Here is a 24819-nt window from a genome sequence, read left to right on the forward strand (position 1 = left end):
CACAGGCCGCGGCACGCCCCGCGTCCCATCCCTCGCACGCCTGCGCGCGCCTCGCCGCGCCCACCCGGCGTCGCGCGCCCGCGGAGGTTTCCCATGACCACGTCCTTGCCCACCCCTGCCCTTCGTCCGACGACGCCGCGCCCGGCCCCGCGCGGCCTGAGTGGAGTCCTGCGACCCCGACGACGACCCGCCGAGGTCGCCGTCACGGTGACCCCGCCGACGCGTCCCGCGCGCCCGGGCACCGTCGTCGCGTCCGCGATCTACGACGACGGCGCCCGCCGATCGAGCCACGTCCGCCTCGGCGAGACGTTCCGCGCGCTGCGCTCGCGCCCGGGTGGCATGGCGTGGATCGACCTCGACCGGCCCGACGCGACCGAGCTGGCGACGCTCGCCGCCGAGTTCGACCTGCACGCGCTCGCGGTCGAGGACGCCGTCCAGGCCCACCAGCGCCCCAAGCTGGAGCGGTACGGCGACACGCTGTTCGTGGTGCTGCGCGCCGCCCGGTACGTCGACGCCGCCGAGGAGGTCGAGTTCTCCGAGCTGCACGTGTTCGTCGGCCCCGACTTCGTGGTCACGGTGCGCCACGGCGGCTCGCCGAACCTCGCCGAGGTGCGCGAGCGACTGGAGGCCGACCCGGCGATGCTCGCGCGCGGCCCCGAGGCGGTGCTGTACGCGATCCTGGACGCCGTCGTCGACGGGTACCTGCCCGTGGTCAGCGGCCTGGAGAACGACATCGACGAGATCGAGTCCCAGGTCTTCGCCTCGGGCGCCGAGGCGTCGCGGCGCATCTACGAGCTCTCGCGCGAGGTCGCCGACTTCCAGCGCGCCGTGCGCCCGCTGCGTCAGGTGCTGCACGCGCTGACCCAGGGGTTCTCCAAGTACAAGGTCGACGACGAGCTGCAGGCGAACCTGCGTGACGTCGCCGACCACCTCACCGAGGTCGCCGAGCGCGTCGAGACCCACCGCGGCGCCCTGCGCGACATCCTCACCGTCAACGCGACGCTCGTCGCACAGAGGCAGAACGAGGAGGCCACGGTCCAGAACGAGGAGATCAAGAAGATCTCCTCGTGGGCGGCCATCCTGTTCGCGCCCACCGTCGTCGGCGGCATCTACGGCATGAACTTCGACGTCATGCCCGAGCTGCACTGGGCGTTCGGCTACCCGTTCGCCCTGGGGCTCATGCTCGCCGTGAGCGGTGTGCTGTGGATGGTCTTCCGCCTGCGGCACTGGATCTGAGCGCGCGGGACTGTCAGCCCGCGGCCGTAGGCTGTCGGGCGTGTATGAGGGCGCAGTCCAGGATCTGATCGACGAGCTCGGACGCCTTCCCGGCGTCGGACCCAAGAGCGCCCAGCGCATCGCGTTCCACCTGTTGGCGGCTGACACCGCCGACGTGCGCCGCCTCGCGGACGCGCTCATCGAGGTCAAGGCCCGGGTGCGGTTCTGCGAGGTGTGCGGCAACGTCGCGGAGGCCGAACGCTGCCGGGTCTGCCTGGACCCGCGCCGCTCGGACGAGGTCATCTGCGTGGTCGAGGAGCCCAAGGACGTCGTCGCGATCGAGCGCACCCGCGAGTTCCGCGGGCGCTACCACGTGCTCGGCGGCGCCATCAACCCCATCGACAACGTCGGCCCCGACGACCTGCGCATCAAGGAGCTGCTGACCCGCCTGGCCGACGGGCGCGTGCAGGAGGTCATCCTCGCGACCGACCCCAACGTCGAGGGTGAGGCGACGGCCACCTACCTGGCCCGACTCATCGGCCCGATGGGGGTCACAGTGTCACGCCTCGCGTCCGGGCTGCCCGTCGGGGGAGACTTGGAGTACGCCGACGAGGTCACCCTCGGGCGGGCGTTCGAGGGACGCCGCGTCGTCGGGCGCTGAGGACGAGAGGAGCACGTCATGGGCGAGATCCAGTCCGGGAGCGACCTGCGCGAGATCGCCGAGAAGACCCAGGCCCAGGTGCGCGCCTTCCTGTCGACCGTGATGGAGGTCGCCTCGGGCAGCGCGCCCGGCGCCGAGCTGTCGCTGCTGCTGCTGGCCACGAGCGACCTGCTCGGGTGCGGCGCGCACCTGGCGGCCATCACCGACGTCGTGCCCGCCGAGCGATTCGAGCCCGACGCCGGCCCCGACACCGACGTCGATCCGCTGCGCGCGGCGCTCGCCCAGATGTTCGACGGGTTCGACGACTACGTCGAGGTCGTCGACCCGGTGCTCGGCGCCGAGATCGGGCCGGCCACCCTCTCGGGCGACCTCGCCTGCGTCGTCGAGGAGCTCGCCCGCGGGCTCGCGCACTACGACGACGGGCACGAGCTCGAGGCGCTGTGGTGGTGGCAGTTCTCCTACCTGTCCTCGTGGGGCGAACGCGCCGCCTCCGCGCTGCGCGTGCTCCAGGCCGTGCTCGCGCACGTCCGCCTCGACGTCGAGGACGACGTCGCCCAAGAGGCCGAGTACGACGCCCTCCACTCCTGAGCCCCCCGGCGGTTGAGCCCGTCGAAACCACCCGAAACCCACGCCGGTGGTTGAGCCTGTCGAAACCACCGATGCTCAGGCGACGCGCGTGCCCCGCGGGAGCGTGCGTGTCGGGATGCGCAGACGGTTGACGGCCAGCACCACGCCCCCGGCGCCGAGCAGGAGCTGGAGGCCGAGGCCCCACGGCCACACCGGGTTGCGGCTGGGCTCGACCGGCGCGACCGGTGAGGCGGGCTGCGCGATGAGCTCGCCCTGGCTGTTCCACTGCGTGAAGTTGCCGGTGCAGTAGTCGAACTCGTCCGCGGCCCCCGCGCGCACGTACCGCACCGCGAACTGCAGCGCCGCGAGCGGGTTCGCGTCGTCGGCGAAGGCGCGCGCCAGGTCGCCCTCAGGCAGCGGCTGCGCGTCGGCGACGATGACGAACGGGTTGGGAGCGAGCAGCCACCAGGTGCGCTCGGAGTGCCACACCTGCTGCTCCTGGGTCTGCCACTCGCACACCGCGGGGTCGTTGCTCGAGTAGTCCCAGTTGGTCGGCACGGTCCACACGCGCACCTGCGACGTCGTCGTCACGAGCGGCGCCGACAGCCCGAACAGCACCGGTGCGACGACGGCCAGGCCGCCGATCGTCAGATACGTGAGCACCGCCGAGCCTGACGTCTTGGTCACGAGCGCGGAGAAGCCGAGCCCGATCGCGCACACCACGAGCAGCACGGCTGCGAGCATCAGCAACGTCGTGACCAGCGAGAGCACGCCGACGCCGCCCGAGGCCAGCGCCCACAGGATGAACGGCACGCTCGTGAGCAGGAACGCGAGCGCCGCGACCCACGCCGCGAGCAACTTTCCGAGCACGATCTCGGCGGGGCTGAGCAGCGTCGCCTGGAGGGTGGCGAGCGTGCCCGCGTTGCGGTCGCCGTTGATCGCCGCGGCGCTCAGTGTGGGCGAGACGAGCAGCCCGAGGAACAGCACGAAGAACACGACGATGCCGTAGATCATCGGGCCGAGCGGCGGGTCCGTGGCCGAGCGGTCGTCGGCGAGCACGTGCAGCGCGCTCGTGGTGAGCCCGGTGATGACGCCGACGACCACGAACCACACGACGAGCGCGACCTTCCAGCGCGTGGAGCGCACCCGCTGGCGCAACTCCAGTTGCGCGACCGTCCGCAGCCCCTGCCAGGTCACGCGCCAGTCGCCGCGGCGCCTCGGTGAGCGGCCCGACGGCGCAGCGACCGACACCTCGACCGTGGGAGTCTCGGGGGTGCTCATCGTCGCTCCTCCTCGAGAGCCAGGTACGCCTGTTCGAGCACGCCGCCCGCGGGGGCGATCGAGCTGATGGGAACGCCAGCGGTGACCGCCGCGCGCAGCAGCGCGGCCGCGGCGTGCTCGCCGTCGAGGTCGACGACGACGCCGGTCGAGCCCGTCGCCCCGCTCCCGGTGGTTTCGACAGGCTCAACCACCGGGGGTGGGGGGCCGGCTGCGGGGGCGCCGAGGTAGCCGGCCGTCGTGAGCCAGCGCTCCAGTGCGGGCTGGTCGAGTGCGGTCACGCGCCATGGCCGGCGCTGCGCGGCCGCGCCCTTCACCGACTGTGTCGCGACCGTGCGGCCGCGCGAGAGGAACACGGCGTCGTCGACCATCTCGTCGAGCTCGCTGAGCACGTGGCTCGAGACCAGCACCGTCTTGCCCTGAGCGGCCAGCCGCCGCACCAGGACGCGCAGGTCCACCCGCGAGCGCGGGTCGAGGCCCGAGGCGGGCTCGTCGAGCAGCAGCACCTGCGGGTCGTGGACCAGTGCGCGGGCCAGGCCGAGCCGCTGCTTCTGCCCACGCGAGAGCACGTGGGCGGGCGCGTCGGCGAGGTCGTCGAGGTGCACGAGCGTGAGCAGGTCGGCGGCGCGGGCCGCGGCGACGTCGCGCGGCAGGCGGTAGGCCGCCGCGACGGTGGTGAGGACCTCGCGCGCGGTGAGCGAGTCCCAGGTGCCGAACACGTCGGGCATCCAGCCCGTGCGGCCGCGGGCCTGCGCGCCCTGCGTCACGGGGTCGAACCCGGCCACCGTGACCGTGCCGGCGTCGGGCACGAGCAGGCCCGCCAGGACGAGCAGCAGAGTCGTCTTGCCCGAGCCGTTCGGCCCGACCAGCGCGGTGACCCGCCCGGGCTGCGCGTCCAGGTCGACGCCGTCGACCGCCCTGACCGCGCCGAACGCGCGCCGCACGCCCGAGGCGTGGACGCCCCCGGACCCTCCGACATCGGTGTCCATGCGTGGAACGTACCCGCCGAGAGGTCTGACCGACAGGCGCACCGCCGCACACGCGGGTGAGACCATGCGCGAGTGCTCGAACTCGACGTCCTGGCGTGGGTCCTGCTGCTGCTCGCGGGGCTGACCGCGGGGTGGGTCGACGCCGTCGTGGGCGGCGGCGGCCTCATCCAACTGCCCGCGCTGCTGCTCGTCCCCGGCATGGCGCCGGTTCAGGCGCTCGCGACCAACAAGGTCGGGTCGATCATGGGGACCTCGACGTCGTCGATCACCTACGCCCGGCGTGTGCACCCCGACTTCACGACGGCGGGGCCGATGGCGGTTGCGGCGCTCGCGGGCGCCGTCGGGGGAGCGGCGCTGGCCGCGCGCATCCCGGCGTCGGCGTTCAAGCCGATCATCCTCGTGGTGCTCGTCGCGGTCGCCGCCTACACCGTGGCCAAGCCGTCGCTCGGCGAGCACACGCGGCTGCGCTGGGAGGGCAACAGGCACCGCGTCTCGGCCGCCGTGATGGGCCTGGTCATCGGCGTGTACGACGGTGTGCTCGGGCCGGGCACGGGCACATTCCTGGTCATCGCGCTGGTCGGCGTGCTCGGGTACGCGTTCCTGCCGGCCTCCGCGCTGGCCAAGATCACCAACTTCGCCACGAATCTGGGCGCGCTGGTCTTCTTCGTGCCCGCCGGGCACGTCGTGTGGCACGTGGGTCTCGCGGTCGGTGCCGCCAACCTGGTCGGCGGGTACGTCGGGGCGCGCATGGCGGTCGCGAAGGGGTCGCGGTTCGTGCGCGCCGTGTTCGTCGTCGTGGTCGCGGCGCTCATCGTGCGGCTCGGGTATGACGTTGTCACGGGAGCGTGAGGCTGCGACGGTGGATGGCGTGAGCATCGCGCGCACGCCCGAGCCGCCCTACACCGCCGTCATCTTCACGTCGCTGCGCACTCCCGGCGACCAGGGGTACGCGCGCATGGCCGCGCGCATGGAGGAGCTCGCGCGGCTCCAACCCGGATTCCTGGGGATCGAGTCGGCCCGCGAGGGTCTGGGCATCACCGTGTCGTACTGGTCCGACGACGCCGCCGCGGCCGCGTGGAAGCAGGTGCACGAGCACGTCGTGGCGCAGGATCGCGGCCGTGAGGTCTGGTACGCCGACTATGAGGTGCGGGTCGCGACCGTCACGCGGGCGTACGGGGCACGCGACGGTGAGCGGGGCTGAGGCGGGTCAGGTGGTGGCCGGAATGTGGCCCTCGGACGCCGCGCGCGGCTCGAGGCACGTACCATCGACGCGCAAGCACAAGCACCCGGCGGGCCGTTGAGAGAGACGGAGGCCGGCGACAGAAAGAGCAACAGCATGGCACTGGTCGTACAGAAGTACGGCGGGTCCTCGGTCGCTGACGCGGGCAGCGTCAAGCGCGTCGCCAAGCGCATCGCCGAGGCCAAGCGAGCCGGGAACGACGTCTGCGTCGTCGTCTCCGCGATGGGCGACACGACCGACGAGCTCCTCGACCTCGCGGCGCAGATCACGCCTCTGCCCCCGCAGCGCGAACTCGACATCCTCCTGACCGCCGGCGAGCGCATCTCGATGTCGCTGCTCGCGATGGCGATCAACAACCTCGGCGTCAAGGCCAAGTCGTTCACCGGCCAGCAGGCCGGCGTCATCACCGACGCCGTCTACGGCCGTGCGCGCATCGTCGACGTCGTGCCGGCGCGCATCCGCGAGACGCTCGACAAGGGACAGGTGGCGATCGTCGCCGGGTTCCAGGGCGTCAACACCGACACCAACGACGTGACGACGCTGGGCCGCGGCGGGTCGGACACGACCGCCGTCGCCATCGCCGCGGGCCTGGGCGCCGACGTCTGCGAGATCTACTCCGACGTCGACGGCGTCTTCACCGCCGACCCGCGCATCGTGCCCACGGCCCGCAAGATCGACCGCGTCTCCTACGAGGAGATGCTGGAGCTCGCGGCCTCAGGCGCGAAGATCCTCGCGCTGCGCGCCGTCGAGTACGCCCGGCGCTACGACGTGCCGGTGCACGTGCGCTCATCGTTCTCCGCCGCCTCCGGAACGCTCGTGACCGGCACGTACGGCGACTTTCTCGACCCCAACGCACCCGTGGAGGCTGACGTGGAAGCCCCGATCATCTCCGGCGTCGCGCACGACCGCAGCGAGGCCAAGATCACCGTCGTCGGCGTGCCCGACGTGCCCGGCATGGCCGCGCGCATCTTCGAGGTCGTGGCTGCCGCCGGCGCCAACATCGACATGATCGTGCAGAACGTGTCGGCGGCGCAGACCGGCCTGACGGACATCTCGTTCACGCTGCCCGAGGGTGACGGGCCCGCGACCCTGGCCGCGCTCAAGGGCGTGCAGGGCGAGATCGGCTACGACTCGCTGCAGTTCGACGACCAGATCGGCAAGCTGTCGCTCATCGGCGCCGGGATGAAGACCAACCCGGGCGTCTCGGCCAGGCTGTTCGGCGCGCTGCGCGACGCCGGCATCAACATCGAGATGATCTCGACGTCGGAGATCCGCATCTCCGTCGTCACGCGCTCCGACTCGCTCGACGAGGCCGTGCGCGCCGTCCACTCGGCCTTCGGGTTGGACTCGAGCGAGGGCGAGGCCGTGGTCTACGCCGGGACCGGGAGGTGACCAGGATGACGCAGATCAACCCTGAGGGTGTCAACGTCGCCGTCGTCGGCGCGACCGGGCAGGTCGGCGGCGTCATGCGCCGCCTGCTCGCCGAGCGGGACTTCCCCGTCAAGGAGCTGCGCCTGTTCGCCTCCGCGCGCTCGGCGGGGTCCGTGCTGCAGTACCAGGGCCACGACGTCGTCGTCGAAGACGTCGCCGCAACCCCGACGGACCAGCTCGCCGACGTCGACATCGCGCTGTTCTCGGCCGGTGGGTCGACGTCGAAGGAGCACGCGCCGCGCTTCGCGGAGGCGGGCGCCGTCGTCGTCGACAACTCCTCGGCCTGGCGTCGCGACCCGCAGGTGCCGCTGGTCGTCTCGGAGGTCAACCCCGAGGCCATCGCCGACGCCGAGCTCGGGATCATCGCCAACCCGAACTGCACCACCATGGCCGCGATGCCCGTGCTCAAGCCCCTGGCCGACGAGGCCGGGCTGGAGCGGCTGCGCGTGGCGACCTACCAGGCGGTGTCCGGGTCCGGGCTGGCCGGGGTCGCCGAGCTGGCCGGGCAGGTGCGCGCCGCCGTCGAGCAGGACCTGGAGGGGCTCGCGCACTCGGGCGACGCCGTGACGCTGCCCGAGCCGGTCAAGTACGTCGCGCCCATCGCGTTCGACGTCGTGCCGCTGGCCGGGTCGCTCGTGGACGACGGGTCGCTCGAGACCGACGAGGAGCAGAAGCTCCGGTTTGAGTCGCGCAAGATCCTGGGGTTGCCTTCGCTCGCGGTCGCGGGCACGTGCGTGCGCGTGCCGGTGTTCACGGGGCACTCGCTCGCGATCCACGCCGAGTTCGGCTCGCCGATCACGCCCGAGCGCGCCGTCGAGCTGCTCTCCGCGGCGCCCGGGGTGCGGCTGACCGACGTGCCGACGCCGCTTGCCGCGGCGGGCGTCGACCCCTCGCTGGTGGGGCGCATCCGCGTCGACCAGTCGGTGCCCGACGGGCGGGGGCTCGTGCTGTTCGTGTCCAACGACAACCTGCGCAAGGGCGCCGCGCTCAACGCGATCCAGATCGCCGAGCTCGTGGCGGCCGACATCGCGGAGCTCGCGACCCTGGATGCCGCGCAAGCCTGAGCCCGTCGGTGGTTGAGCCCGTCGGTGGTTGAGCCCGTCGAAACCACGCCTGTCAACGCACGGGTGGTTTCGACAGGCTCAACCAACGGGGTGCGGGGTGGTTTCGACAGGCTCAACCAACGGGGTGCGGGGCGGTTTCGACAGGCTCAACCGCCAGAGCGGTCAGGCGTGTGACACCGCGAACGGGCCGCCCGGGCCGAACGCCCGACGGGCGAAGCGCTCCCCGATCCGGCGGTGCGCCGCCGTCGTCGGATGCAGGTTGTCGGGCAGCGGCAGCTGCGCCTCATCGGCCTTGCCGTACAGCTCCCGGCCGTCGAGGTAGTGCAGGTTCGGGTCGTCCGCCGAGCGCTCCTCGACGATCCGGGCCAGCTCCTTGCGGATGACGCGCAGCGTGAGCCGACCGGCGTTGACCTCGTCCGGGTCGCCCGTGGCGATGAACTTCAGCTCGCCGCGCCCCAGCGCCTCGACGTCGAACGCCCCCGGTCCTGGGGTCGACTCGTGGATCGGGCACAGGATCGGGGAGACCACCAGCAGTGGCGTGGTGGGGTGCCCCTCGCGGATCGTGTCGAGGAACCCGTGCACCGCAGGGCGGAAAGCGCGTCGGCGCATCGCGTCCGCGTTGACGACGTTGATGCCCAGGCTGAGGCTGATGAGGTCGGCGGGCAGGTCGCGCATGGTGCGGGCCACGAACGGGTCGACCATCGCCGAGCCGCCGAAGCCCAGGTTGAGCAGGTCGACGCCGCCGGCCATCGCGGCGATGGCCGCCCACGTGCCCGTGGGGTGCGCGGCGTTGGAGCCCTGGCTGATCGAGCTGCCGTGGTGGACCCACCGGCGACCCGCCGGATCGACGGGGCGCACCGGCGCGTCGCTCAGGAGTTCGACCAGTTCGATCGTCTCCTGGTGTGGCAGCCAGATCTCGACGCGCTTGTCGCCCTCGGGGAGGTTGTCCGCGACGACGCCGCGCACCTGGCCGGGCGTTGTCTCGGCGCCGCCCGTGCGCGGGTCGAGCGTCACGAGCGTGGCGTCGTCGAGGGTCCCCTGCGCGACCAGGGCGCCGTCGACGACGACGTCGAACACGCCGTCAGGTCGCGCAGGCGCGCCGCGGTAGGCGAAGCGGGTGGCGAGCGCACGCAGCTCAACGCGCCGCGCCGTCGTCGAGACGACGACCCGAGCGCCCGCAGGCTGCGCCTCGACCATGGCGAGCTGGGGGTCGGCGGCCTGGGCGCGAGCCCATGTGGGCAGGCGGTGGACACGCAGCCCGGCGTCGGTGGGCTCGAACTCGACGGCTCCATGGACGAGAGCCTCGGTGAGCGGCGTGGTGTGCATGGCGTTCTGAGGGTCCTTCGCGGGCGGGGGGCGGAGCGGCTCCGAACCTACCTCTTAGCAGGTGGTGTGTCGGTTGAGGGTGTCGCAGTACAGGTGGGTGCGGGCCTCGGTGAGGGTGTAGGTCCCGGCGGGGCTGGTGGTGGTGAGGGTGTCGGGGATGGTGGTCCAGGTCGGGGCGCCGAGGATGCGGTATTGGCCTTGCCAGGTGGTGGTCAGGGTGATGGTGACGTTGGTGCGGTATTTCGCGCCGTTGGCGGCGCGGTGGGTTTCGGCGTTCTTGCCGGTGGGGGTGTCGGGGTCGCCGAGGCGGGTCCAGGCGTGCGCGGTCCAGGTGTGGTCGACGTCGCCGTCGCCGGGGGTCCACGCCCTGCCGGGGTCGGTGGTGGTCAGGGTGGGTCCGGTGGGGGAGAACGGGTCGTCGAAGTCCCAGGTGTATTGGGTGGGGATGGCGCGGACCTGGACGGGCACGCCGAGCAGGGTGGCCTCGCGCGTGATGGGGGTGGCGGTGGTGTGGGCGGGGTACCAGGCGTTGACCAGCAGGGTCGGGGACGCGGTTTGGAGGGTCGCGTTGGGGGTGGGCACGTGCAGGGTCGCGAGCTCCCGACGGGCCTCGGCCTGCAGGTCCGCGGCGGTCACACACTGTGCGGGGGAGACCATCTGCGCGGGACCGTACGTCCCGTCCTCGGCAAGGCGCTGGACCCACAGCGCGGCCAGTTTGTGCGAGTCCTCGGGGCAGGGGGCGGGGATGAGCCACTCCACGGCGCCCTCGCCGCACGGCTCGCGCTGCTTGACCTTCGCTCCGTCCAGGTCAAGGAGCGCGCAGTAGAACACGTCCGCCCGGAAGTACACCTCGGGCGGCAACGCCTGCTCCTTCTCGTTGCGACCTCCGCCCGACGACTCCCACGCCGAATCCTCCGCCGAGACGTTCACTTCCTTGGTTGAGCGATCGAGTATGCCGTCGAGCGCGGCGTCGCTCGGGTAGGGCGATCCAACAAGCGAGAGAGCGAGAAGTCCAACGAATGCGGTCTTCGGCACGAGGTCACCTTCCTGGGATATTGCCGGCTTCGAAGAAGACCCAACGTCCATCGCGCCGTGCCACCTCCACGCGGCGGTCGCCTTGGCCCGAGTCGATCACCGTCACGATCGAACCGTTCGCGTCGGTCACAGTCGCAGGCGCCTGGGTGATCTCGACGTCAATGGGCCAGATCCCGGTCGCAGCGTCTTGGGCGTACGTGTGAAGAACCCTGACGGAGACCTCGCCTCCTTCCCACGTGTACCCCTCGTGCTGGACTCGTCGGGCTTGTGCGAGTAGGTCCGCGCAGTAGTCGCAGGTCGAATGCGACATCGCCTCCCACTCCGCGGTGTCGCCGGTGGCCTGCGTGTAGGAGTCCAGTTGCAGGAAGTAGGTGGCCGCGGCCTCGGCGCCGGCGGGGCCGTCGTCGTCCATCGCGGCGGGACGCTCGGGCTTGACCACGACGCGCGACGGCGTTGGGCTGGGCTCCGACGGCGAGTCGGTCACCTCGGCGTCGGCGCCCGCTCCGCCGTCGAACCGGCTCCCATCGGGCCCGCGACCGTCAGGCGAGCACCCGACGCCGCCCAGCAGTATGAGCGCCCCCAGCACCGCGGCGCCCCGACGCACCCTGTGACCCATCCGAGCAGTCCCCTCGTCGACCGGCCCAAACAGGCGTCAAGATAGCCATGCCGACGACCACGCCCAAGCGCCCTGTGGATAACCTCGCGACCAGCGAAAACTCCCTCAAGACTCCCTCAGAGTTGCCTCCCGGGGGCGCCGGGACGTGGAGCGGCGCGGCGTCATCGGGCGCCCAGCCACCGAGCCCCCGTATCAGCGCCGGGGCCAAAAAGTGGGCGCCAGAGGGAGATGTGTCGAGGAGTCCATTTGTTGACTGGTGGAACGGGGAATGCGAGGCGGGCCGCTCATCGGTGCTGCGCGCAACATCTCACGCATTGTCTCACCATGCGGGATATCTCGGTTGGGTGTGATGTGAGCATTGCGTTTCGGTGAGCATCTTTGGTTCGGTGGAGGTGTCCCGAAAGAACCGAGGAAAGGAGCGCAGCGTGCTCACGGTGACCGACAACGCGCGAGCGGCAGTCGAGAGCCTGGCTCAACAGGCTGGCATTCCCCGGGAGGGCGGTCTGCGAATCGCCCAGTCCGCCGGACAACCCGGCAACTTCGAGCTCGCGCTCGTGCCCGCGCCGCAGCCCGACGATCAAGTCGTCGACGAGGCGGGCGCCAGCAACGTCTTCGTCGAGAGGCAGGCCGCGCCCGAGTTGGACGCGCTCAGCCTCGACACCGACCCGGAGGCGCAGAGCCCGGGCTTCGTCCTCACCTACCAACGCTGAGGCGCCTCGCGCAGGTCGGACGGTCGCACAGGCTGTCTGACCTGCGCGAGCGTCCAGCGCTCGGACGCTCGCACGCGGCGCGGCCGGGCCGTGAGACACTAGTGGCCTCGAGTGCCGCGACCACGCGGCGCCGACGTCGTGGTGATCGCCCCCGGATCGTGCGCGGCGCGCCACGCCTCGAAAGGCATCATGAACTTCTCTGACTTCGGTCTGCCCAGCTCCGTCGTGTCCGTGCTCGCGGAGCGCGGCGTCACGACCCCCTTCCCCATCCAGGCCGCCTCGCTGCCCGACTCGCTCGCCGGCAAGGACGTGCTCGGCCGCGGCCGCACCGGCTCCGGCAAGACGATCGCGTTCGCGCTGCCGGTGGTCACTCGCCTGGCGTCCGGCCGCCGCGCCCCGCGGCGCCCGCGCGCGCTGATCCTCGCCCCGACGCGCGAGCTCGCGCTGCAGATCGACGCGACGACGGCGCCGCTCGCCGCCGCGCTCGGCCTGCGCACGACGACGGTGTTCGGCGGCGTCGCGCAGTCGCGCCAGGTCGCGGCGCTCGACGCGGGCGTCGACGTGCTCGTGGCGTGCCCCGGCCGCCTGGAGGACCTGCTCAACCAGCGGCTGCTGACGCTCGACGGCGTCGAGATCACCGTGCTCGACGAGGCCGACCACATGGCCGACCTCGGGTTCCTGCCCGTCGTCAAGCGGATCCTGGACCGCACGCCGCAGCGCGCCCAGCGCCTGCTGTTCTCGGCGACGCTCGACAACGGCGTCGACATCCTGGTCAAGCGGTACCTCCACCAGCCCGTGACGCACTCGGTCGACGAGGCCGCCGCCCCGCCGCCGCAGATGACGCACCACGTGCTCGCGGTCGCCGACGCCGCGTCCAAGCGCGACGTCGTGCAGCAGCTCGCCGCGGGCGCCGGGCGCCGCGTGCTGTTCACACGCACCAAGCACCACGCCAAGAAGCTCGCCAAGCAGCTCACGGCCGCGGGCGTGCCCGCCGTCGACCTGCACGGCAACCTCGGGCAGGGCGCGCGCGAGCGCAACCTCGCCGCGTTCAGCTCGGGGGCGGTCACCGTGCTGGTCGCCACCGACATCGCCGCGCGAGGCATCCACGTCGACGACGTCGAGCTGGTCGTCCACGTCGACCCGCCGGCCGAGCACAAGGCCTACCTGCACCGGTCGGGCCGCACCGCGCGTGCCGGGTCGGGCGGCGACGTCGTCACGATCATGCTGCCCGAGCAGCGCGGAGACGTGGCCGACCTGACCCGCAAGGCTAAGATCCGCGTGCAGCCGCAGCCGGTGACCCCGGGCGACGCGACCGTCACGGCGCTGGTCGGAACGGTGCTCGCACCGGTCGCCCCGCCGCGTCCGACGACGACGCAGCCCCGCCCCGCCCAGCAGCCCCGCTCTGCCCAGCCGCGTCAGCAGGGCGGTCGCGCCCCGCAGGCGCAGTCCCCGTCGTCCCCGTCGGCCTCGCGCAACCGCCGCGGCCGTGGACGCGGACGTGGGCGTGGCGGTGTGGGCGGCCAGTCGACGCCGCAGCCGGCCCGCGCCGCCGGCGCGCGCTGAGCCGCGGGCCGCTCAGGCGCTCAGAGGCACGGGTCCGAGGATCCAGGTCGCGCCGAGCGCGAGCGCCCCGACCGTCACGGCCAGGAACACCAGCACCCAGAACAGGCCCGGCAGCCCGGTGAGCCGTGCGAGCTGGTCGGCGTCGGACTGGCGCGCCGCCCGCCGGCGCCGCTGCGCCTGCAACTCCAGCACGGGTCGCACCGACCCGAGCAGCAGGAACCAGGTCACGGCGTAGGCCACGGCGGCCTGTGCGGGCTCGTCGAGAAACCAGGACACGCCCACCAGGCCGACCCCGGCCACGAGCACCGACCACAGCCCGAACAGGTTGCGGATCTTGAGCAGCAGCAGCGCGAGCAGCGCCACGAGCAGCCACAGCAGCCCGACGGCGTAGCCCGCGCGCAGCAGCCACGCGGCGCCGAGCCCCACGAGCCCCGGGCCGACGTACCCCGCGAACGTCGTCGCGACCATGCCGAACCCGCGCGGGCGGCCGGCCGAGATGGTCAGGCCCGAGGTGTCGGAGTGCAGGCGGATCGCGTCGAGCCGCCGCCCGGTCAGGGTCGCGACCAGCGCGTGGGCGCCCTCGTGCGCGATGGTGATGACGTGCCGCGCCGTGCGCCACACAGGCCCGACGAGCACGACCGCGAGCGCCACCAGGCCCGCGGCGAGCACCACCGGCTGGGCCGGTGAGGGCACGGGTGACGTCGCCGCCGTCCAGATCTGGGCGAGCACGTCCTTCACGGATGTCAGGTCCACGGGAACGAGCATGCCTCGTTTGGTGTTCAGGTGGGCGGAGGTGCGAGATGACAAACAGGTACGAAGTGACCAAGTCCAACGAGCAGTGGCGCGCCGAGCTGGACCCGAGCGAGTACCGGGTGCTGCGCGAGGCGGGCACCGAGCGCCCCTGGACAGGTGAGCTCCTGGGCGAGCATCGGGTCGGTGTGTACAGCTGTCGCGCGTGCGGCAACGAGCTGTTCCGGTCCGAGACGAAGTTCGACTCACACTGTGGCTGGCCGAGCTTCTACAGCCCGCTGGCCGGTGATCGCGTCGAGCTGATCGAAGACCGCACCCTCGGCATGGTGCGCACCGAGGTGCGCTGCGCGCGGTGCGGCTCCCACCTGGGGCACGTCTTCGACGACGCGCCGCAGACCCCGACAGGCGACCGGTTCTGCATGAACTCGGTCAGCCTGAAGTTCGAGGCCGGGCAGGCTCAGGCGTCCTGAGTGTCGCGCCAGCGCACCCAGTCGTCCGAGTAGCGCCGCAGCAGGCCCGCAAGGGTCGCGACGTCCTTCGGACTCCACTCGGACAGTGCGTGGCCCAGGGCGCTGACGCGTCCGTCGCGCGCGGCCGCGAATCGCGCCTCGCCGTCGTCGGTGAGCGTGATGAGCTGGCCGCGCGTGTCGTCGGGGTCGACCTCGCGGTGGATGAGCCCGAGGTCGGCGAGCCGGGACAGCTGCCGTGACACGGTGGCACGGCCCACGCCGAAGTGGGCGGCAAGGTCGGACCCGCGGGTGCCGGGGTGCAGGTGGATGTGGGCGAGCAGCGGGTAGGCGCTGGCCTCGAGCTCGGGATGCACGATCTGTGCGATCTGTGACGACGACGACGCCGCGCGGCGCACCAGGATCCGCAGCTCGCGCTCCAGGGCGCCGAAGGGGTCGGTCGTCGGATCGGGCGCGGTAGATGCTTGCGTCATTCCCCCATCATGGTGGTTGACCAGGCAAAGATGGTAGAAAGCCGGTCCGAACGAGCGTCCCGCGCCGGTGCGCAGTGTTGTGCGCGCACCGGCGCGGGACGCGCCGCCGTGGACTCAGCCGACGGACCGGGCGCCGACCGCCTGGTCCGTGGCGCCCGAGGCGGCGGCGTCGGAGCCTGCGCCAACTGTCGCGAGCGCGACCTGCGGGTTCGCCGACTCGGCCTGGTCCTGGAGCTGCTCGATGCCGGAACGCTGGCCGAGCGGGATCTCCTTGAGGAACAGCACCGCGACGAGTGCGATGACGGCCATCGGCACGGCGATCAGGAAGATCTCCGAGATTCCGTCGGCGTAGGCGCCCTCGAAGACGGCGCGCACCGGAGCGGGCAGCGTCGACATGTCGGGCACGGCCCCGCTGCCGCCGCCCATGGCGTCGGCGGGCACGCCGAGCCGGCGCAGGCCCGAGAGCACGTCGCCCTTGACCTGGGAGGCGAGGACCGCGCCGAGCGCGGAGACGCCCACGGCGCCGCCCAGCGAGCGGAAGAACGCGACGGTCGAGGTGCCCGAGCCCATCTCGTGCACGGAGAGGGTGTTCTGGACGGCGAGCACGAGGTTCTGCATGAGCGCGCCGACCGAGATGCCCAGGCCGAACAGGTACACGCCCATGATCCAGAAGCTCGTGTCCGTGTCGAGCGTGCTCAGGCCGAGCAGCGAGACGATGAGCACGACGCCGCCGCCGACCATGATCGCCTTGTAGCGGCCCGTCTCGGAGATGATGCGGCCCAGCACGACGCCGGCGAGCATGGTGCCGACGACCATCGGGATGGTCAGCAGACCGGACTCGGTAGGCGTCCGGCCGCGCGAGAGCTGCAGGTACTGCGACAGGAAGACCGCGGTGCCGAACATCGCGACGCCCACGGCGATCGAGCCGATCACGGCCAGCACGAAGGTCCGGTTGGAGAACAGGCGCAGCGGGATCATGGGCTCGGCGACCAGTCGCTCGACGAACACGGCCCCGACCAGGCTCAGGACGGCGCCGCCGACCATCGCGGCGGTCTGCCATGACGCCCAGGCGAACGAGCTGCCCGCGAAGGTGATCCACAGCAGCAGCAGCGCCACGCCCAGCGAGATCAGGGCGGCGCCCCAGTAGTCGATCTGGGCGACCTTCTTGGGGCGCGACGGCAGGTGCAGCGTCTTCTGCAGCACCAGGAGCGCCGCGATCGCGAACGGGACACCGACGAAGAAGTTCCAGCGCCAGCCCAGCGCCGAGTCGGTGATGACACCGCCGAGCAGCGGGCCACCCACCTGGGACACGGCCATGACGCCGCCCATGATGCCCATGTACCGGCCGCGCTCACGCGGCGAGACGATGTCGGCGATCAGCACGGTGGCGAGCGCCATCATGCCGCCGGCGCCCACGCCCTGGGCGGCGCGGAAGCCGATGAGCATGCCGATGTCCTGCGAGAAGCCGGCGGCCGCGGCCGACAGCACGGTGATGACCAGGGCGACCTGGACGAGGCTCTTGCGGCCGAACAGGTCGGCGAACTTGCCCCACAGCGGGGTCGAGACGGTCTGCGCGAGCAGCGTGGCCGTGATCACCCAGGTGTAGGAGCTCTGCGAGCCGCCCAGGTCGGACACGATGCGCGGCATCGAGGAGGAGGTGATGGTCGCCGCGAGCAGCGCGACGAACATGCCGAGGATGATTCCCGAGAGCGCCTCGAGGACCTCCCGGTGGGTCATCGCGGGCCGGGGGCCCGGGGCGGTGGTGGTGGACGTCATCAGTAAGTGCCTTCTTCGTGACGTGGTGTGGGGGAGGTGTGGGGGGTCTCGTGCTCGGGCTCGCGGGAGGGCTCGGCGAGCGAGTCGTGCGCGGCGGTGATCGCTTGGGCGACGCGGCGGATCTGTTGGGCCGCGTCCCCCATCTGGGTCGTCGTCCAGCCGGTGAACACCGCGGCGAGCAGGTCGGAGAACTGCGCCGACATCTGCTCGAGGACGGCCTCGCCCTGCTCGGTGAGTTCGAGCACGCGGGCCCGGCGGTCGTCGGCGGCGACGGTGCGCCGCACGTACCCGCCGTCGACGAGCTGGCTGACCTGCCGGCTCGCGACCGAGGTGTCGACGCGGAGCTTGGCCGCGACGTCGGACAGTTGGACGGGGCCGCACACCGACAGCAGGCGGACGACGCCGAGGCCGGCGCGTGGCCAGTCGAGGCGGCGTGCGATGTGGGTTCCCGCCTCGCGCTGGGCGCGGGCGAGCTCCTCCAGGGCGGCGTAGAGGTCTTCGGCGGGAGGCTGAGCGGGGCTCGGCGACCCGGCCGGAGGGGCCGGTGCGTGGGTGATCACGAGACTCCTTAGTTGCTGAACGCAACTATACACCCATCTGTTTGCTGCAAGCAACTATGACCGCGCGGCCGGCGCCGTCGAGCCTGGCGCACACTGGGGGCATGAACGAGGCCCGCTTCCGCCGCCCCGCCCGGCTCGACCCCCGCGACGCGGAGGAGCTCGTCGGCGACCACGACCCCGCGCTGCGCGACGAGGTCGCGCACACCACCGCGCGCGCCGTCGTGAGTAACGCGCGCGCGTCCGAGGACCCGGAGGTGGTCGCACGCCTCGTGCGGCTCGTCGAGAGCGAAGGGCTCGACGCCGTCGCCGCCCTGTGGGCCGACGCCGCCCCGGTCACGCTCCCCGGGGCGCTGTGGCGGCTGTACGTGCTGCGCGAATGGGTGCGACGCGACCCGCAGACCGTCTCCCTGCGCTACCGCCTCGGCGTCGACGCCGCGCCCGTGCAGGAGGCCGTCGCGGGCGTGCCGCGCCCGCCCGAGCCCACCGACCTGCGCGCGCTCGCCGACGCCGTCCTGTCCGGCGTCTACGCCGGCGACCTCGCCGTCGCGCTCGAACGGGCCGCGGCGTTCTGCCGCATCCTGGCCACCGGCGCCGCGTTCGACGCCGACGCGCGCGAGGTCGCGGACCCGCACGGCGCCGACCGCATGACCCGCGGCGCCGCGGGCCTCGTGCGCACGGCCGAGGAGCTCGAGCAGGCGGCCGGGCACTGGCGCGCCGGAAAACTCGACTGAGGCTGACGGGCGCGCGACCCGCGCGCCCGACGCCTGACTACAATGAACGCGCGACGTCGGGTCGGGGTAGCCCCGGGCTCCATCTTCAGCCGCTACGAGCGGCCACGCGCCGAGAGGCGCTCCCCGGTCCGACGTCGCGCATCCCGGCGCCGCGCCCACATTCCCTGATCGGCACGTGTGACGGTGGACGCAGCGCGCCGTGCAGCGTGGTGTGGGCAGTGCCTGGCATTTACCCTGTGTTCGCCCCCGCTTCAACTCGCTCCGACTGGAGAAACGACGTGCGTCTGCGCTTGACTCCGCGCGATACCACCTACTTCGACCTCTTCACCACGCTTGCCGGGCACGTCGTGACCGGGGTCGGCCTGCTGGCCGAGTTGTTGGGCGCCGACAAGGCGGGCCGCGAGGAGATCGCCGCACGGTTCGTCGAGGCCGAGCACGACGCCGACGGCGTCGCGCACGACATCACCAAGCGCCTCAACCAGACCTTCGTCACCCCGTTCGACCGTGACGACATCTACGGGCTGGCCAACGCGCTCGACGACGTCATCGACGCGATGGAGGAGGCCTGCGACCTCATCGTGCTGTACCGGATCGAGCAGCTTCCCTCGCGCGTGTCCGAGGTCGTCCAGGTGCTGCAGCGCTGCGCCGAGCTCACGCACGAGGCCATGCCGCGCCTGCGCACCATGGAGGAGCTGAGCGAGTACTGGATGGAGATCCACCGGCTGGAGAACCAGGCCGACCGGCTGCACCGCAAGCTCCTCGCCCAGCTCTTCGACGACACGACCGACGCCATCACGCTCATCAAGCTCAAGGAGATCGTCGACGTCCTCGAGGACGCGTGCGACGGCTTCGAGCGCGTCGCCACGCTGGTCGAGACCATCGCGCTCAAGGAGTCCTGACCGGTGGAGGTCGCACTCGTCATCCTCGTGGTGGCGCTCGCCCTCGGCTTCGACTACACCAACGGGTTCCACGACGCCGCGAACGCCATCGCCACCTCGGTCTCCACGCGCGCGCTGACCCCGCGGGTCGCGCTCGCCATGGCCGCCGTCATGAACTTCACCGGCGCCCTGCTGGGCGTCGCCGTGGCCGAGACGATCGCCAAGTCGATCGTCGACCTCGGCCACACCTCGACCATCACCGAGCTGACGGTGGTCGTGTGCGCGCTCGTGGGAGCGATCACATGGAACCTGATCACCTGGTGGTTCGGGCTGCCGTCGTCGTCGACGCACTCGCTCATCGGCGGCCTGGTGGGCGCCGGCTTGGCCGGCGGACTGCCGATCTTCTGGGACGCGATCGTCGACAAGGTCGTGCTGCCCATGGTCATCTCACCGCTGCTGGGCTTCGGGCTCGCGTTCGTGGCGATGATCGCCGTGCTGTGGATCTTCCGCAACGCCGCTCCCGCCCGCACCCACCGCCGGTTCCGCATCGCGCAGACGGCCTCGGCCGCCGCGATGGCCCTGGGCCACGGCCTGCAGGACGCGCAGAAGACCATGGGCGTCATCTACCTCGCGCTGCTCGCCGTCGGTTGGGCCAACCCCGACGACGGCATCCCGCTGTGGGTCAAGATCGCGGCGGCCGCCGCCATCTCGGCAGGCACCTACTCAGGCGGGTGGCGCATCATGCGCACGCTCGGACGCCGCATCATCGAGCTCGACCCCGCGCGCGGGTTCGTCGCCGAGTCGGTCTCCGCCCTGGTGCTCTACGTCAACGCGTTCGTGCTGCGCGCCCCCGTCTCCACGACGCACACCATCACCTCGGCGATCATGGGCGTCGGGGCCACGCGGCGGCTGTCGGCAGTGCGCTGGGGCGTCGCGAAGAACATCGCGGTCGCCTGGGTCCTGACCATCCCCGCCGCGGCCCTCGTGGGCGCGCTCGTCACGTGGGCGCTGAGCCCGTTCCTCGGCTAGCGGGCGAGCGGCGTGGCGCGAAGGACTGCCAGCGAGGTGGGCGGGGTCAGCTCAGCGGGGGAGTGACGTGCTCGACCGCGACCACGCGCGGGCCGCGGGGCGTCGTGGCCACGTGCGCGACGAGCAGTTCGCCGGGCTCGAGGAACGGGTCCTGGGGTGGGAGCAGATCGGCGACGTCGCGACGCGAGTGCTGGCCCAGCACGTCCAGCACCGTGGAGAGCACGGGCCGGTGCGTGCACAGCACCGACGACGCCGGGGACTCCAGGAGCTGGCGCACCGTGCGGGCGACGCGCGCAGGCGACTGCTCGTGGCGAGTCTCGGTCAGGTGCTCGCTGAACCAGGGGCGCACCGCCCCCGCCTTGACGTACGGGGCCACGGTCGCGGCGCACCGCTCCCAGCGTGAGGAGACCACCCGCCGCACGCCGTAGGCGGCCAGCACCGGCACGAGCGCGGCCGCGTGCGCGTGCCCGATCGGCGTCAGGGGCCGGTGCAGCTCCTCGCCGTGCCACTGGGCGCGCGGCAGGGCGCGGCCGTGCCGCGCGATGACGACGGCGTGCGTCGCCAAGCGCCCTTGTGCGTGCTCCTCGACGAGCGCGAGGAGCGGCTTGCGGTCGGTGCGCCGGGTCAGGCGCGCGGCGGCGTCGTCGACGTCGAGCCAGCGGACCTTGTCGATCTCCTCGGGCGACGCGGGCGGCACCGCGGGCCGCGCCGACAGCGCGCTGAGGTCGGACGACGGCTTGGCGCGCCGGGCGGCCCAGTAGGCGACCGTCTTCCAGCGCCCGTCGGGCATGCGGTAGCGCATGGCGGGCAGCGGCACTCCGAGCACCACCGGCTTGGCCGTCTCCTCGGCGACCTCGCGCACGGCCGCGGCCTGGTGCGACTCGCCCGGCTCGAGTTTTCCCTTGGGCCACGACCAGTCGTCATAGCGCGGGCGGTGGACGAGCTGCACCTGCAGCCGGTCGTCGCGCACACGCCAGACCAGGCCGCCCGCCGTGCGGACGGCGGGCGTGCGCGTCGTCACCGGCCCTGCTCCCGCCGACGGCGGTGGCGGCGGACCAGGACCGCCTGAAGGTCGGCCAGCGGCTTGCCGTCGGCGTCCTTGTGGCGCCGGGTCCACGCGCCGTCGGGGCCCAGGCGCCACGACGCGGTCGTGTCGGAGGCGGAGACCTCCAGCAGGTCCAGCAGTTCGGTGACGTGGCCCTCGTCGGTGATGCGCACGAGCGCCTCGACGCGGCGGTCGAGGTTGCGGTGCATGAGGTCGGCCGAGCCGATGAACACCTCGGGCCCGGTCTCGGGGCCCTCACCGATCGCGGGGCCCATGGCGTTGGCGAACGCGAAGATGCGCGAGTGCTCCAGGAAGCGCCCGAGGATCGAGTACACGTGGATGTTCTCGCTCAGGCCCGGCACGCCGGGGCGCAGCGCGCAGATGCCGCGCACGATCAGGTCGATCTGCACCCCGGCCTGCGACGCGCGGTACAGCGCGTCGATCGTGGCCTCGTCGACCGCCGAGTTGACCTTGATCTTGACCCACGCCTCGTGGCCCGCGCGCGCCGCCGCGGCCTCACGATCGATGCGCTCGATGAGGCCCGAGCGGACGGTGCGCGGGGCGACCAGCAGCCGGTGGAAGCGCGACTGCGGCGCGTAGCCCGACAACTGGTTGAACAGGCGCGTCAGGTCCTGCCCGACGTCGGGGTCGCACGTCAGCAGTCCGTGGTCGGTGTACAGCCGCGCCGTCTTGGGGTGGTAGTTGCCCGTGCCCACATGGCAGTAGCGGCGCAGGCCGTCGGCCTCCTGCCGCACCACGAGCGAGAGCTTGGCGTGCGTCTTGAGGCCCACGATGCCGTAGACGACGTGCACGCCCGCCTCCTCAAGCTTGCGCGCCCAGGAGATGTTGGCCTGCTCGTCGAAGCGCGCCTTGATCTCGACCAGGGCGAGCACCTGCTTGCCCGCGTCGGCCGCGTCGATGAGCGCGTCGACGATGGGGGAGTCGCCCGACGTGCGGTACAGCGTCTGCTTGATGGCGAGCACCTTCGGGTCGGCCGCGGCCTGCTCCAGGAAGGTCTGCACCGACGTCGAGAACGAGTCGTACGGGTGGTGCAGCAGCACGTCGCGGCGCTTGATCGCCTCGAACACGTTGGTGGGGTTGGCCGACTCGACCTCGGCGAGCTGGCGGTGCGTCGTCGGGACGAACGACGGGTAGTGCAGCGCCGGGCGCTCGACGTCCGCGATGACGTTGAGGCCCGTCAGGTCGAGCGGCGCGGGCAGCTGATACACCTCGTCGTCGGGCACACCCAGCTCGCGCACCAGCAGGTCGCGGATACGGGGGCTGATGCCGTCGGCGAGCTCCAAGCGCACGGGAGGCCCGAAGCGGCGGCGCAACAACTCCTTCTCCATCGCCTTGAGGAGGTTCTCGGCGTCGTCCTCCTCGACCTCAAGGTCCTCGTTGCGCGTCACGCGGAAGGTGTGCGACTCGATCACGTCCATGCCCGGGAACAGGTGGTCGAGGTGCTGGGCGATGACCTCCTCAAGCGGCACGAACGACGTCGGGCGCTGGCCCGTGCTGCCCGAGCCACCCGTCGTCGGGTTGCTCGGCCGGCCGCGCTCGTCGACGGCGATGAACCGCGGCAGCAGCGGCGGAACCTTGACTCGCGCGAAGTGCTCTTTACCCGTCAAGGGGTTGCTGACCACCACCGCCAGGTTGAGCGAGAGGCCCGAGATGTAGGGGAAGGGGTGCGCCGGGTCGACCGCCAGCGGCGTGAGCACCGGGAAGATCTGCTTGCGGAAGAACTTGTGCAGGCGGTCCTGCTCGCGCGTCTCCAGGTCGTCCCAGTGGACGATCGTGATGCCCTCGGCCGCGAGGGCCGGCTGCACGTCGTGGGAGAACACACGCGCGTGGCGGGCCATGAGGCGGTGGGCGGCCTTGCCGATCCCGTCGAGCACCTCAAGCGGTGAGGACCCCGACGCCGACGTCACGGCGATGCCGATTGCGATGCGGCGCTTGAGGCCGGCGACGCGGACCATGAAGAACTCGTCGAGGTTCGAGGCGAAGATCGCCAGGAACCGCAGCCGCTCCAGCAGCGGCAGTTCGGTGTCCTCGGCGAGTTCGAGGACGCGCTCGTTGAACGCGAGCCAGCTCAGCTCGCGATCCGCGAAGCGGTCGTCGGGCAGGGGGGCGAGCGCGTCCGGGGCCGGGACGCCGTTGGTCTCGGAGTCCTCGGCGATGTGCTCGGCGATGTGGGCAGCCAGCTCGGGGTCGATCGTGCGGGCGAAGCGACCACGGTCGTCACGGACCCGCAGCTCGGGGTTGCTCATGGCTGAATCATGACATTGTTGTGACGTCCGTACTGGACGTCGACCGCGCTGTGCGTGAAGCCCGCGCGCCTGTAGACCGCGAGGGCCGCGGCGTTGTCGCCGTCGACATAAAGCACCGCGCGGCGGGCCCTGCCGGTCAGGTGCGCGAGCCCCGCGCGGGTCAGCGCCGAGCCGAGCCCGCGGCCCGCGTGGGCGGCGTCGACGCCGACGGCGTAGATCTCGCCGTCGTCGGCCAGACCGCCGTGAGCGCCGCCCTCGACGAGCCCTTCGACCTTGGTCCAGATCGAGCCTGCGAGCGTGCCGTCGGGCGCCTCGGCGAGCAGGAGCCCGGCCGCGTCGAACCACGGCTCGGCCATGCGGTCGCGCAGGTCGGCGACCGTGAGCCGGCCCTGCTCGGGGTGCGCGGCGAAGGCGCGCGCGTTGAGCGCGACCCAGGCGGCGTCGTCGCGCCCGGGGACGAACGGCCGCAGGGTGTACCCGCCGGCGAGGGGGGTTGAGCCTGTCGAGACCCGGTCGGGGTGGGTGGTTTCGACGGGCTCAACCACCGGGGCGGGCTCCACCACCGGGGCGGGCTCAACCACCGGGGCGGGCTCAGGCGCCGGGAGGGGCATGGTGAGGAACAGCAGCTCGCGCACGACGACGTAGCCGGCGCTCGCCGCGAACGCGCGGGCGGGCGCCAGATCGCCGTGCGCCCACACCCGCAACGCCTTGCCGCGCTGGCCGGGCGTGCCGCCGAACTGGGGCAGGGCGGCGTCGCGCTCGGCGGTGCGCAGCAGCAGCCGCCCGACGCCGCCGCGCCGGTGCTGCGGGTGCACGACCAGTTCGGCGCTCGCCTCGCCGCCGCCCCGGTCGATCTGCGCGTAGCCGATCGCCTGCCCGGACTTCGACCGCACCAGCGCGTGCGTCAGCCAGCCCTCGTCGGCGCGCAACCGCAACAACGGCTGCTCAGACAGCGGAGCGACGCCGTCGGCCCGGCTCGCGGCGTCGGCGAGGTCGCGCACGGCGTCGGCGTCGGCGGCAGAGAGCGGACCGATCTGCAGAGGAACGGGCAAGCGCATGGCCCCATCGTCCCCCACGGCCGCCGGGATGAAGCCTGGGGTGAAAAGCCGGGCGCTGCGCCACGGCGGCTTGCCCGGCTGCCGACGATC

25 protein-coding genes are annotated in these 24819 nt (G+C 72.2%); 13 read left to right on the forward strand and 12 right to left on the reverse strand.

Translation table 11 applies throughout. The features are described from left to right. Positions 1-93: 93 nt before the first annotated feature. Genes corA through EV386_RS16150 form a run of 3 tightly spaced genes read left to right on the forward strand, consistent with a single transcriptional unit; the run spans position 94 to position 2464 of the window. Positions 94-1236, forward strand: a complete 1143-nt coding sequence (corA, locus tag EV386_RS16140) for a magnesium/cobalt transporter CorA (RefSeq protein WP_130416320.1) — start codon at positions 94-96, stop codon at positions 1234-1236. 40 nt (positions 1237-1276) lie between these two features. Beyond that, positions 1277-1876: a recombination mediator RecR gene (recR, locus tag EV386_RS16145; protein WP_130416321.1), complete on the forward strand. Its 600-nt coding sequence runs from the start codon at positions 1277-1279 to the stop codon at positions 1874-1876. 18 nt (positions 1877-1894) lie between these two features. Further along, positions 1895-2464 (forward strand): DUF5063 domain-containing protein, encoded by a 570-nt coding sequence (locus tag EV386_RS16150; RefSeq protein WP_130416322.1) that lies wholly within the window; start codon positions 1895-1897, stop codon positions 2462-2464. Positions 2465-2539: 75 nt separating this feature from the next. On the opposite strand, the gene EV386_RS16155 is transcribed toward EV386_RS16150, so the two are convergent. Continuing rightward, complete coding sequence (locus EV386_RS16155) at positions 2540-3724, reverse strand: ABC transporter permease (protein ID WP_130416323.1); 1185 nt, start codon at positions 3722-3724, stop codon at positions 2540-2542. Further along, positions 3721-4710, reverse strand: a complete 990-nt coding sequence (locus EV386_RS16160) for an ABC transporter ATP-binding protein (RefSeq protein ID WP_130416324.1) — start codon at positions 4708-4710, stop codon at positions 3721-3723. The genes EV386_RS16155 and EV386_RS16160 overlap by 4 nt, the downstream gene beginning before the upstream one ends. 72 nt (positions 4711-4782) lie before the next feature. Between EV386_RS16160 and EV386_RS16165 the strand changes: the two genes are divergently transcribed. The 4 genes from EV386_RS16165 to EV386_RS16180 all read left to right on the forward strand — a co-directional run bounded on the left by EV386_RS16165 (position 4783) and on the right by EV386_RS16180 (position 8445). Then, complete coding sequence (locus EV386_RS16165; protein WP_130416325.1) at positions 4783-5559, forward strand: TSUP family transporter; 777 nt, start codon at positions 4783-4785, stop codon at positions 5557-5559. A gap of 19 nt (positions 5560-5578) precedes the next feature. Then, entirely contained in the window at positions 5579-5911 is a 333-nt protein-coding gene (locus tag EV386_RS16170; RefSeq protein WP_207216557.1) for an antibiotic biosynthesis monooxygenase family protein, read from the forward strand. Positions 5912-6046: 135 nt separating this feature from the next. Next, positions 6047-7342: an aspartate kinase gene (locus EV386_RS16175; RefSeq protein ID WP_130416327.1), complete on the forward strand. Its 1296-nt coding sequence runs from the start codon at positions 6047-6049 to the stop codon at positions 7340-7342. Positions 7343-7347: 5 nt separating this feature from the next. After that, a complete protein-coding gene (locus tag EV386_RS16180) occupies positions 7348-8445 on the forward strand; it encodes an aspartate-semialdehyde dehydrogenase (RefSeq protein WP_130416328.1) in 1098 nt (365 codons plus the stop codon). A 162-nt stretch (positions 8446-8607) separates the two neighbouring features. Here EV386_RS16180 and EV386_RS16185 read toward each other — a convergent pair whose 3' ends face one another. Genes EV386_RS16185 through EV386_RS16195 form a run of 3 tightly spaced genes read right to left on the reverse strand, consistent with a single transcriptional unit; the run spans position 8608 to position 11422 of the window. Next, entirely contained in the window at positions 8608-9771 is a 1164-nt protein-coding gene (locus EV386_RS16185; protein ID WP_130416329.1) for a GDSL-type esterase/lipase family protein, read from the reverse strand. Between the two features lie 54 nt (positions 9772-9825). Next, on the reverse strand, positions 9826-10806 hold the full coding sequence (locus tag EV386_RS16190) for a hypothetical protein (RefSeq protein WP_130416330.1): 981 nt from the start codon (positions 10804-10806) through the stop codon (positions 9826-9828). 4 nt (positions 10807-10810) lie between these two features. Further along, a complete protein-coding gene (locus tag EV386_RS16195; RefSeq protein WP_130416331.1) occupies positions 10811-11422 on the reverse strand; it encodes a DUF6318 family protein in 612 nt (203 codons plus the stop codon). Positions 11423-11847: 425 nt separating this feature from the next. Here EV386_RS16195 and EV386_RS16200 point away from each other — a divergent pair, with 425 nt between their 5' ends. Together EV386_RS16200 and EV386_RS16205 are read left to right on the forward strand one after the other, a co-directional pair. Next, the gene (locus EV386_RS16200; protein WP_130416332.1) at positions 11848-12132 is read left to right on the forward strand and encodes an iron-sulfur cluster biosynthesis family protein; all 285 of its coding nucleotides are present in this window, start codon (positions 11848-11850) and stop codon (positions 12130-12132) included. Positions 12133-12321: 189 nt separating this feature from the next. Next, positions 12322-13695 (forward strand): DEAD/DEAH box helicase, encoded by a 1374-nt coding sequence (locus EV386_RS16205; protein ID WP_130416333.1) that lies wholly within the window; start codon positions 12322-12324, stop codon positions 13693-13695. Positions 13696-13707: 12 nt separating this feature from the next. On the opposite strand, the gene EV386_RS16210 is transcribed toward EV386_RS16205, so the two are convergent. Next, a complete protein-coding gene (locus EV386_RS16210; protein ID WP_423218983.1) occupies positions 13708-14448 on the reverse strand; it encodes a M50 family metallopeptidase in 741 nt (246 codons plus the stop codon). Between the two features lie 47 nt (positions 14449-14495). On the opposite strand from EV386_RS16210, the gene msrB reads away from it, so the two are divergent. Further along, entirely contained in the window at positions 14496-14915 is a 420-nt protein-coding gene (gene msrB / locus EV386_RS16215) for a peptide-methionine (R)-S-oxide reductase MsrB (protein ID WP_130416335.1), read from the forward strand. On the opposite strand, the gene EV386_RS16220 is transcribed toward msrB, so the two are convergent. The 3 genes from EV386_RS16220 to EV386_RS16230 form a co-directional block, all read right to left on the reverse strand. Next, on the reverse strand, positions 14903-15385 hold the full coding sequence (locus tag EV386_RS16220; protein ID WP_130416336.1) for a MarR family winged helix-turn-helix transcriptional regulator: 483 nt from the start codon (positions 15383-15385) through the stop codon (positions 14903-14905). The two genes, msrB and EV386_RS16220, sit on opposite strands and share 13 nt — an antisense overlap. A 114-nt stretch (positions 15386-15499) precedes the next feature. Then, positions 15500-17161: an MDR family MFS transporter gene (locus tag EV386_RS16225; protein ID WP_130416337.1), complete on the reverse strand. Its 1662-nt coding sequence runs from the start codon at positions 17159-17161 to the stop codon at positions 15500-15502. Next, positions 17161-17721 (reverse strand): MarR family winged helix-turn-helix transcriptional regulator, encoded by a 561-nt coding sequence (locus tag EV386_RS16230; RefSeq protein WP_242608010.1) that lies wholly within the window; start codon positions 17719-17721, stop codon positions 17161-17163. Before EV386_RS16230 ends, EV386_RS16225 begins: the two co-directional genes overlap by 1 nt. Positions 17722-17822: 101 nt before the next feature. Here EV386_RS16230 and EV386_RS16235 point away from each other — a divergent pair, with 101 nt between their 5' ends. The 3 genes from EV386_RS16235 (at position 17823) to EV386_RS16245 (ending at position 20359) form a co-directional block, all read left to right on the forward strand. Beyond that, the gene (locus EV386_RS16235) at positions 17823-18452 is read left to right on the forward strand and encodes a hypothetical protein (RefSeq protein WP_130416338.1); all 630 of its coding nucleotides are present in this window, start codon (positions 17823-17825) and stop codon (positions 18450-18452) included. 278 nt (positions 18453-18730) lie between these two features. Next, positions 18731-19351: a DUF47 domain-containing protein gene (locus tag EV386_RS16240; RefSeq protein WP_130416339.1), complete on the forward strand. Its 621-nt coding sequence runs from the start codon at positions 18731-18733 to the stop codon at positions 19349-19351. 3 nt (positions 19352-19354) lie between these two features. Further along, the gene (locus tag EV386_RS16245) at positions 19355-20359 is read left to right on the forward strand and encodes an inorganic phosphate transporter (RefSeq protein ID WP_130416340.1); all 1005 of its coding nucleotides are present in this window, start codon (positions 19355-19357) and stop codon (positions 20357-20359) included. Positions 20360-20405: 46 nt separating this feature from the next. On the opposite strand, the gene EV386_RS16250 is transcribed toward EV386_RS16245, so the two are convergent. The 3 genes from EV386_RS16250 to EV386_RS16260 are packed head-to-tail and all read right to left on the reverse strand — an operon-like array spanning position 20406 to position 24729. After that, a complete protein-coding gene (locus EV386_RS16250; protein ID WP_130416341.1) occupies positions 20406-21380 on the reverse strand; it encodes an NUDIX hydrolase in 975 nt (324 codons plus the stop codon). Further along, positions 21377-23671: an RNA degradosome polyphosphate kinase gene (locus EV386_RS16255; protein ID WP_130416342.1), complete on the reverse strand. Its 2295-nt coding sequence runs from the start codon at positions 23669-23671 to the stop codon at positions 21377-21379. Before EV386_RS16255 ends, EV386_RS16250 begins: the two co-directional genes overlap by 4 nt. Continuing rightward, on the reverse strand, positions 23668-24729 hold the full coding sequence (locus EV386_RS16260; RefSeq protein ID WP_165399974.1) for a GNAT family N-acetyltransferase: 1062 nt from the start codon (positions 24727-24729) through the stop codon (positions 23668-23670). Before EV386_RS16260 ends, EV386_RS16255 begins: the two co-directional genes overlap by 4 nt. Positions 24730-24819: the final 90 nt, after the last annotated feature.

Origin of the sequence: Xylanimonas ulmi (genome assembly GCF_004216535.1) — a bacterium.
Classification (GTDB): Bacteria; Actinomycetota; Actinomycetes; order Actinomycetales; family Cellulomonadaceae; genus Xylanimonas; species Xylanimonas ulmi.